Here is an 8,652-nt window from a genome sequence, read left to right on the forward strand (position 1 = left end):
CAGGTGACCACCGTGGGTCGTCAGCGCCGGTGTCCTGTGGGTAGGTGACGACCGTTGGTCGTCAGCGCCGGTTGCCCTGTGGGTAGGTGACGACCGTTGGTCGTCACCGCGTGGACCCGGCACCGGCCGCGTGCCTCGGTAGTGCCGGCCGCTGGCCGGCTCCTCATGACCCCACCGTAGGTGACGACCGTTGGTCGTCACTGCCTGTCACCCCCGCAAGCGCAACAACAGGTCGCGCAACGGGGTGAACGCAAGCGACAGGCCGGCGACGACACCGATGCTGTTGGCCAGCACGTCCATCGGGTCGGCCATGCGGGTGGCGGTCAGGGCGCCCTGGGCGAACTCGATGCCGATGCCCAGACCGACCAGGCCCACCCCCGCCCACGCCAGCGCCGCGCGCGTGCGGTAGATCTGCACCGCCGAGCCGGCCAGCACGAAGTACGCCAGGAAATGCTCGACCTTGTCGCTGTTGTCCGGCAGCGCCATCGGCGGCAGCCGGACCAGGCAGACGGCGATGGTCGCGGCAATGGCCATCCACCACAGCGCCAGCCAGAACCGCGCGAACCGCAGCGGCTTCAACAGTCCCGTGGCGCTCATGTCAGAGGCGCCAGGTCAGATCGCCCAGCGTGAAGGCAGGCTCGAAATCGACATCGCGCTGGAAGCCCATCACCTGGAAGCGCTCGCCCATGGCGGTGGGCAGGGTGAGTTTCTTGACCTGGTCGCGCAGGCGCACCTTGCCGAATTCATCGGTACGCGCATCGGCCTTGGCCAACAACGCATCCAGGCCGTTGCCCAGCAGGAAGTTGGCCTGCGTGCAGTACCCGGCCAGCTCGAAGCCGGCGCCGGTGCCGGCTTCAGCCAACGCGGTGAAATCCACCGAGGCGGTCAGGTCCTGCAGGCCCGGCCAGCGGTACAGGTCGTTGTGCACCTGGTGGCGGTAGAACGCGCGCACCGTGCCGTCGTCGCGCTCGTCCTGGTAGTACTCACCGCGCGGGTAGCCGTAGTCGACGAACAGCATCGCGCCGCGCTGCATGCCACCGGCCACGGCCTGGATCCAGTACGGCAGCTGCGGCAGCAGCTCGGACCGGTAGCCATCGGCGAACGGCTTCTCGCGGTAATGCTCGATATGCCGCACCGCCGCGCTCAGCATGGCATCGGCCGGCTGCGCGCCGCGCATGAAGGCGCCGTCGGCATCCAGCTCCACGGTTTCCTCGAAGACCATGCCATCGCGGGCCAGGAAGCGCGGGGTGGGCAGCGCGTCGATCACCTCGTTGGCGAACACCATGCCATCCCAGTCGTCATCGAACGGGCCGTCCAGCCATTCCACCAGTGCGAACAGCGGCGGCACCAGTGTTTTTTCCAGACGCTCGCGCTGGCGCTCGCGCAGGTCCGCGCTGGGCTCCAGGATCGCGTAGCGGTCGGGCAGCGCGTCCAGCTCGAGCATGCGCTTGAGCAGCACCTCGGCAAACGCGCCGCTGCCGCCGCCCAACTCCATGAAACGCGCCTGCGGCCCCAGCTGCTGCATCACCGGCGCGATCGCGTTGGCCAGGGTGGCGGCGAACAACGGACCCAGTTCGGGCGCGGTGGTGAAGTCGCCGGACTGGCCGAACTTGCTGGCGCCGGCGCTGTAGTACCCCAGCCCCGGCGTGTACAGGCTCAGCTCCATGAACCGGGCGAACGGCATGGCACCGCCGTTGGCCAGGATTTCAGCGCGCAGTGCCGCGGCCAGCTGATCGCTGTGGGCCAGGGCGTCGGTATCGGGGGTCGGCAGTGGGGAATGCATGGTGCAGGCGATTGCGGTGACAATGCACAGCATAGCCGAGCCCGGAGTTACCCCCGATGACCGATACCGCCCCCGTCGTGCTGATCACTGGCAGCGCACGCCGGATCGGCGCGGCGATCGCCCGCCAGTTCCATGCCTGCGGCTGGTCGGTGGTGCTGCACGCGCATACCTCCACCGCCGAACTGCAGCAGATGGCCTTCGACCTGGACATGCTGCGCCCGGGCAGCGTGCTGGCACTGCAGGCCGACCTGCGCGACGCCGACACCCTGCCCGATCTGGTCGAACAGACCGTGGCCCAGTTCGGGCGGCTGGACGCGCTGGTCAACAACGCCTCCAATTTCTACCCCACCCTGCTGGGCCAGATCACCGCCGAGCACTGGGACGACCTGTTCGCGGTCAACGCCCGCGCGCCGCTGCTGCTGGCCCAGGCCGCCGCCCCGCAGCTGCGCCGGCACCAGGGCTGCATCGTCAACCTGACCGACCTGCATGGCACCCAGCCGATGCGCGACCACCCGGTCTACAGCGCAGCCAAGGCGGCGCTGGAAATGGTCACCCGGTCACTGGCGCTGGAACTGGCCCCCAAGGTCCGGGTGAACGCGGTGGCGCCCGGCGCGATCCTGTGGCCCGAGCAGGGCAAGGACGATTACGCGCAGCAGGCCCTGTTGCTGCGCACGCCGCTGGCGCGTACCGGCACCGTGGAAGAGATCGCCGAGGCGGTGTACTGGCTGGTAACCGACGCGCCGTTCATCACCGGGCATACGCTGCGCGTGGATGGTGGGCGGACGTTGTCCTGATGGGTGCGTACCGACCAACGGTCGGTACCTACCGGATTCCGTGGGCGCACGCGAACGGCGTACCGACCAACGGTCGGTACCTACCGGATGGTCCATGGGCGCACGCGAACGGCGTACCGACCAACGGTCGGTACCTACCGGATGGTTCATGGGCGCACGCGAACGGCGTACCGACCAACGGTCGGTACCTACCGGGTGATCCGTGGGCGCAGGCGAACGGTGCGCCACCCCCGGTAGGCGACCACCGTTGGTGGTCGCGCACGGACGGCATCCGCGCCGCGTCGCTTACCCCGGCAACAGGTCCATCGTCTCGAACGCGTCGCCGTGCTGGCGGTGTGCGCGCCACAGCGTGGCCAGGTCCAGCCCGCTGACCGGGTCGATGAACGTCGGCGCGATATCGGCCAGCGGCTTCAGCACGAAGGCGTGCTTGAGCTCCGGGCGCGGGATGCGCAGGTGGCCGGGGCCTTCCACGATCAGGTCGCCGTAGAACACCACGTCCAGGTCCAGGGTCCGGTCGGAGAAGCGCGGGCCGCTGCGGTCACGGCCGTGCGCGTCTTCCAGCGCATGCAGCCAGGCATCCAGCGCGTCCAGCGGCAGGTCGGTCTCGATGGCCACCGCATTGTTGAGGAAATCCGGGCCGTCGAAACCGACGGCGGCGGTCCGGTAGGCCGGAGAGACCGCAACGGCGCCGAAGCGCGCGCGCAGGGCCTCCACCGCGGCGTGAAGGTGCTGTTGCGGCTGCAGGTTGCTGCCCAGGCTCAGGAGCACAGTGGTCATGGTATTCAGCATGCGTGGGGCGAATCCACACCGGGCCAACAGGGCCAGCGCATAGAATCGGGGTGCACATCATAGGACACCGACATGACCTATTGCGTCGGCATCGAGGTGGACGAAGGCCTGGTCTTCGCCGCCGACACCCGTACCAACGCGTCGCTGGACGACGTGCGGGTGCATCGCAAGCTGCACGAGTTCGAGTTCCCGGGCCAGGCCGCCTTCGTGATCATGGCCGCCGGCAACCTGGCCACCACCCAGCTGCTGATCTCGCGGCTGCGGCGCGACGTGGAGGAACAGCGCGAGCAGAACCTGTGCGCCTACCGGCACCTGTTCGAGGTGGCCGAGTACGTGGGCCGCATCCTGGTCGACAGCCAGGTCAAATCCAGCACGCCCGAGCATGGCCACGACGGCATCAACACGCAGGCCACGCTGATCCTGGGTGGCCAGGTGGGCGGCGAGCAGCCCGGCATGTACATGATCTACCCGCTGGGCAACGCCATCGCCGCCTCGCCGGAAACCCCGTTCCTGCAGATCGGCGAATCCAAGTACGGCAAGCCGATCCTGGACCGCATCATCCGCCCGCAGACACGCCTGGAAGACGCGGCGCGCACCGCGATCGTGTCGCTGGATTCCACCATCCGCTCCAACCTCTCGGTCGGCCTGCCGGTGGACCTGGTGCTGATCCGCACGGGTGACCTGCGCATCAGCCAGCGCATGCGGCTGGCCGGTGATTCGCCGCTGTACGCCGAAATCCACGGGAGTTGGTCGCACAAGCTGGAACAGGCCGTGGCCAGCCTGCCGGGGTTTCCCTGGGAAGGGCGATGACCGCGCGCCCGGCGCGACCACCAACGGTGGTCGCCTACCGGGTGGACACGGTCGGGGTCGATGCGGTCCCCGTCAATGCAATCCGCGGTCAATGCGCCCCCGGTCAATGCGGTCCCGGTCGACGCAATCCGGGGACGATGCGCGCCGGTCGATGCGGTCCCCATCGACGCAATCCCGGGGTCGATGCGGTCCCCGTCGATGCAATCCGGGGTCGATGCGAACCCGGTCAATGACCCCCGGTAGGTGCCGACCGTTGGTCGGCACACCCGCGGCAGACGGCACGCCCGGCTACGCCGTCTCCAACGCCTCGGCGACCGAGCGGAACACCTGCTGCATCTCCAACGGTTTGCGCAGCACGTGCACGTTGATGATCGGCGGGAACACCGCCAGCGGCACGGTGACGTCGGCCTCTTCCAGCACCAGCGCCGGACCGCGGTAGCCCAGCGCGGCCATCTCGCCCAGCAGATGGCTGGCCGACAGCAGTTTGGAGCCCGCGTCGGCAATCACCAGCGCCGGCATCGCCTCCTGCTGCATCCAGCGCAGCGCCGCAGCGCCGTCCGATGCCAGCTGCAGGTGATACCCCTGGCTGGACAACGCATTGCCCAGCAGCGACAGGCGCGTGGCTTCGCCATCCACCACCAGAATGGTCTGGCCCGCACCGGCGGCGATCGGCGCGTCGACCGCTTCGCCCTCGGCCGGCACTTCACGCATCGGCAGCAGCAGGTCGAAGCGCGTCCCCACGCCGGGCGTGCTGTCCACATGGATGCTGCCGTTGGCACCTTCCACGATCCGCTTGCACGAGATCAGGCCCAGGCCGGTGCCGTTGGCCTTGGTGGTGAAGAACGGATTGAACAGGTGCGACAAGGTCTCGGCATCCATGCCGGTGCCTTCGTCGGTCACCGAAATGCGCAGCCACTCCTCGCCCTGCCCGCCCGCATCGGCAGACGCGCGCAGGGTCAGGCGGCCGCCGTTCGGCATCGCCTGGATGCCATTCAACGCCAGGTTCAACAGCACCTGCTGCAGTTCGGTGTAGTTGGCGTCCACGCCAAGACCGTCGTCGGCCACATCCAGGTGCAGGCTGACCTTGTTGGGCAGGTTGCTGCGCAACAGCAGCTCCACGGCCTCGAACAGGTGCGCGATGCAGATGTGCTCGCTTGGCTTGCGCGAACCGCGCACGAACGACAGCATCGATTCGGCCATCTCGTGCCCGCGCCGGCCGCACTCGGCGATGATGTCGGCCAGGTGATGCAGCTGCGGGTCGTCGCTGCGCGCCTTGAGCAGGTCCGGCATGATCAGCAGCGGCTGCAGGATGTTGCGCAGGTCGTGGCTGAGCCCGGCCGCCAGCAGCGACAGGCTTTCCAGTCGCTGCGCGCGCATCAGTTCGGCTTCCACCCGCTGGCGGTCCATCGTGCTGCGCGACTCGCGCACCGCACGTGCCACCGCCGAGGGCAAACGCGCCGGCTGGTGCTTGATGATGTAATCGTTGGCGCCCTGGTGCAGCGCCGCCACCGCGTTTTCCTCGCCCATCGTGCCGGACACGAAGATGAACGGCACATCGGGATGCCACGCACGCACGATTTCCAGCGCCTGGTTGCCGGAAAAGCCCGGCATGCTCAGGTCCGACAGCACGATATCCGGCGAGAAGCGGGTCAGCGCGTCGCGTAATTCGCGCGCGCTCTCCACCCGCTCGAAGCTCGCTTCAAGCCCCGCATCGAGCATCTGCTCGCACATCAGTTCGGCGTCCTCCGGGGAATCTTCCACCAGCAGGACGCGCAACATACCCAGGGAGGGGCCAGTCAGCGGCATGGGTTATTCGACTTCCGGCGCCTGGTTGATCACCGCCCAGAACTTGCCCAGGGTCTGCACGGCACCGAAGAACTGGTCCACGTCCACCGGCTTGACCACGTACGCGTTCACGCCCATGTCCCAGCTGCGGGCCAGGTCGCTTTCTTCGCGCGAGGACGACAGGATCACCACCGGCAGGCGCTTGAGCTCGTCGGTATTGCGGATTTCCTTGAGGACCTCCAGGCCGTCCATGCGCGGCATCTTGATGTCCAGCAGCAGGACGGCCGGCAGGCCTTCCTCGCGGTTGGCATAGGCGCCGCGGCGCAACAGGTAGTCCATCGCTTCCACGCCGTCTTCGACATGCACGATGGGGTTGGCCAGGCGGGCCTCTTTCAGGGCGTCGACGGCCATCTCGGCGTCGGCAGGGCTGTCCTCGGCGAGGAGGATGGTGCGGAGAGCGGTCATGCGGCGGAGCCTTTGTTGATTGCGTCGAGCGCAGGAGGAAGCAGGAAGTGGAAGGAGGCGCCCTGGTCGACGGCCGATTCGGCCCAGATGCGGCCGCCGTGGCGGGTCAACACGCGGCGCACACTGGCCAGGCCAATGCCGGTGCCGGGGTATTCACTGGCCTTGTGCAGGCGCTGGAATACGCCGAACAGTTTGGCGGCGTAGGCCATGTCGAAACCGGCGCCGTTGTCGCGCACCGTGAACAGGTGGCCGCCGTCGGGTTGTTGCTGGTACTCGACCTCGATCCGGGCCGGATCGCGGTTGGAGGAGTATTTGATGGCGTTGCCGAGCAGGTTCAACCACACCTGGCGCATCATGTTTTCGTCGGAGACCAGGATCGGCAGCGGCGCGATCTTCCACTCGACATGGCGCGGTACGCCGGTCTCTTCGGCCTCGGTCTGCAGGTTGGCGTCCAGCATCGCGCGGGTATCAGCCACCAGCGACTGCATGTCCACCGCCTGCATGCGCATCGCCGCGCGGCCCAGCCGCGAGTAGACCAGCAGGTCGTCGATCAGCGCCGCCATGCGACGCGCCGAATTGGAGATGACACCCAGGTAGTGCAGCGACTTTTCGTCGGCGTCGTCGCCCAGGTGCCGCGCAAGCTTGTCCGAGAAGCCGCCGATGTGGCGCAGCGGGGCGCGCAGATCGTGCGAGACCGAGTAGCTGAAGGCTTCCAGCTCGCGGTTCACTTCGGACACCTGCTCGACCTTGCCTTCCAGCTGCCGGTTCAGTTCTTCCACGCGCTGCTGCACGGCGCGCTGCACGGTGACGTCGCTGACGGTCATCAGCACCACTTCATCGTCCTTGTCGGGCAGGGGCATGCGGCGGGCGTTGATCAACATGGTGCGCACCTGGTCGTCGGCGGTGCGCTGTTCGTGTTCGTAGTCCCACAGTTCGCGGCCGCGCAGCAGTACGTCGGTCAAGCGCTGACGCACCACCGCATCGGTCCAGGCACCGTCGCCGATGCTGTCCAGCGACCGCACTTCGCCGCTGTCGTCCTCCAGGCCGTAGAGCTCGGCGAAGGCCGGGTTGTGCAGCTGCACCTTCAGTTCGCGGTCGAGCAGCACGATCGGCTCGCGCACGGTATGCAGCACCGATGCGGCACGCGCGGCCGAACGCAACGAGGCGCGCTCGGCGGCGGCACGATGGCCGGCCTGGCGATAGAGCAGCCACAGCACCAGGCCCAGCAGGGCCAGCTGGATGGCCAGGGCAGTCCATGACACGAACTCGCCTTGGCGCTGCTGCTTCTGGAAGGTCGCGGTGCGCTGCGCGAGCAGCTTCTCTTCGCTGGCCTGCAGTTCCTCGATCAGGCCGCGGATCGGGTAGCGCGTGGTCAGGTCCTGGACCAGCTCGCGCTGGTCGGAGTTGGGCGAGGCCTTGGCCAACTGCCTGGCCACTTCCATGCGCCGCTCGACCATCGACTGGATGCGGCCGATGCGGACCAGCTGTTCGGGATTGTCGCGGGTCAGTTCGGCCAGCCGCTCCAGGCGCAGCGGGATATCCTTGGCCTGGCCCATGCGCTCACGCAGGCCCGGCGCGTCGATGCCCTTGGACATCGTCAGCGCGGCCGATTCCACATCGCGCACATCGGCCTGCAGCTGGTACACCGCCACACCGACGTCCTGGGTATGGGTGACCCAGCGCATGGCCTGGACATTGTCGTCGGACAGTTTTCGCAGGGTGACCCACGGCACCACGATGATCGCCGCCGCGGCCAAGGCCAACGCCGGTAAACGCCACCGATCCCAGATTTCATCACTGAAAGCCAGCGCCATAGTTCCTCTTCACCGTGCGATGCCGTTGCCGGCGGTGCCCTGTCGCGGCCGCCTCGGCTTCCCTGGCACGCCGTCGCGGGCGAAGCCGTCAATATACCGCAGCGCATTGTGAATAGGATGCGCCCTTTTTTCTGAACAATTAAGCGAACGCTGTTCGTGCGTAGCCGCCCCTAATAAAGGCTTCTTCGGACGTGACGCTATGCGGGTGGCCGGGTGTGGTCAGATCGGCTGGCTTCTCCGATCCGGGTCGGTCGCGAGCGTGAGGGCCCCGTAGCAGCCGGTAGCAACTGTGTTGATCAGCGCCTGCCTGATCCGTAGCTGAGGCGGCTCCGGTCGGTTTCCTGCGCGCGCAGTAAGCGGTAGGTGCCGGCCGTTGGCCGGCACGCCTTTGCCCGCCATGTTGTCCGCCCAG

At 67.7% G+C, this 8,652-nt stretch carries 9 protein-coding genes; 2 read left to right on the forward strand and 7 right to left on the reverse strand.

Translation table 11 applies throughout. The features are described from left to right. Nucleotides 1-207: 207 nt before the first annotated feature. Both AC1DCJ_RS18245 and AC1DCJ_RS18250 read right to left on the reverse strand, forming a co-directional pair. Nucleotides 208-597 (reverse strand): VanZ family protein, encoded by a 390-nt coding sequence (locus AC1DCJ_RS18245; RefSeq protein WP_447595735.1) that lies wholly within the window; start codon nt 595-597, stop codon nt 208-210. Nucleotide 598: 1 nt separating this feature from the next. Next, nucleotides 599-1,783: a class I SAM-dependent methyltransferase gene (locus tag AC1DCJ_RS18250; RefSeq protein ID WP_038691815.1), complete on the reverse strand. Its 1,185-nt coding sequence runs from the start codon at nt 1,781-1,783 to the stop codon at nt 599-601. A gap of 56 nt (nt 1,784-1,839) precedes the next feature. Between AC1DCJ_RS18250 and AC1DCJ_RS18255 the strand changes: the two genes are divergently transcribed. Further along, on the forward strand, nt 1,840-2,577 hold the full coding sequence (locus tag AC1DCJ_RS18255; protein ID WP_038686225.1) for a pteridine reductase: 738 nt from the start codon (nt 1,840-1,842) through the stop codon (nt 2,575-2,577). 285 nt (nt 2,578-2,862) lie between these two features. Here AC1DCJ_RS18255 and folK read toward each other — a convergent pair whose 3' ends face one another. Beyond that, complete coding sequence (gene folK, locus AC1DCJ_RS18260; protein WP_137190379.1) at nt 2,863-3,354, reverse strand: 2-amino-4-hydroxy-6-hydroxymethyldihydropteridine diphosphokinase; 492 nt, start codon at nt 3,352-3,354, stop codon at nt 2,863-2,865. An 84-nt stretch (nt 3,355-3,438) separates the two neighbouring features. Here folK and AC1DCJ_RS18265 point away from each other — a divergent pair, with 84 nt between their 5' ends. After that, the gene (locus tag AC1DCJ_RS18265) at nt 3,439-4,176 is read left to right on the forward strand and encodes a proteasome-type protease (protein ID WP_038686223.1); all 738 of its coding nucleotides are present in this window, start codon (nt 3,439-3,441) and stop codon (nt 4,174-4,176) included. A gap of 288 nt (nt 4,177-4,464) precedes the next feature. Here AC1DCJ_RS18265 and AC1DCJ_RS18270 read toward each other — a convergent pair whose 3' ends face one another. The 4 genes from AC1DCJ_RS18270 to AC1DCJ_RS18285 form a co-directional block, all read right to left on the reverse strand. Continuing rightward, entirely contained in the window at nt 4,465-5,982 is a 1,518-nt protein-coding gene (locus tag AC1DCJ_RS18270; protein ID WP_038686221.1) for an ATP-binding response regulator, read from the reverse strand. A gap of 3 nt (nt 5,983-5,985) precedes the next feature. Continuing rightward, nucleotides 5,986-6,426 carry a response regulator gene (locus AC1DCJ_RS18275; RefSeq protein WP_038686220.1) on the reverse strand — a complete coding sequence of 147 codons (441 nt, stop codon included), beginning with the start codon at nt 6,424-6,426 and terminating at the stop codon, nt 5,986-5,988. After that, nucleotides 6,423-8,240 carry a sensor histidine kinase gene (locus AC1DCJ_RS18280; RefSeq protein WP_478071609.1) on the reverse strand — a complete coding sequence of 606 codons (1,818 nt, stop codon included), beginning with the start codon at nt 8,238-8,240 and terminating at the stop codon, nt 6,423-6,425. Before AC1DCJ_RS18280 ends, AC1DCJ_RS18275 begins: the two co-directional genes overlap by 4 nt. Nucleotides 8,241-8,459: 219 nt before the next feature. Then, a partial coding sequence (locus AC1DCJ_RS18285; protein WP_478071610.1) for a hypothetical protein occupies nt 8,460-8,652 on the reverse strand: 193 nt, incomplete at its 5' end.

Source organism: Stenotrophomonas sp. 10N36, assembly GCF_056395005.1.

Coding starts and splice junctions, on each gene's coding strand:
- AC1DCJ_RS18245 (WP_447595735.1), bottom strand. CDS start 597: ATGAGCGCCACGGGACTGTTGAAGCCGCTGCGGTTCGCGCGGTTCTGG.
- AC1DCJ_RS18250 (WP_038691815.1), bottom strand. CDS start 1,783: ATGCATTCCCCACTGCCGACCCCCGATACCGACGCCCTGGCCCACAGC.
- AC1DCJ_RS18255 (WP_038686225.1), top strand. CDS start 1,840: ATGACCGATACCGCCCCCGTCGTGCTGATCACTGGCAGCGCACGCCGG.
- folK (WP_137190379.1), bottom strand. CDS start 3,354: ATGACCACTGTGCTCCTGAGCCTGGGCAGCAACCTGCAGCCGCAACAG.
- AC1DCJ_RS18265 (WP_038686223.1), top strand. CDS start 3,439: ATGACCTATTGCGTCGGCATCGAGGTGGACGAAGGCCTGGTCTTCGCC.
- AC1DCJ_RS18270 (WP_038686221.1), bottom strand. CDS start 5,982: ATGCCGCTGACTGGCCCCTCCCTGGGTATGTTGCGCGTCCTGCTGGTG.
- AC1DCJ_RS18275 (WP_038686220.1), bottom strand. CDS start 6,426: ATGACCGCTCTCCGCACCATCCTCCTCGCCGAGGACAGCCCTGCCGAC.
- AC1DCJ_RS18280 (WP_478071609.1), bottom strand. CDS start 8,240: ATGGCGCTGGCTTTCAGTGATGAAATCTGGGATCGGTGGCGTTTACCG.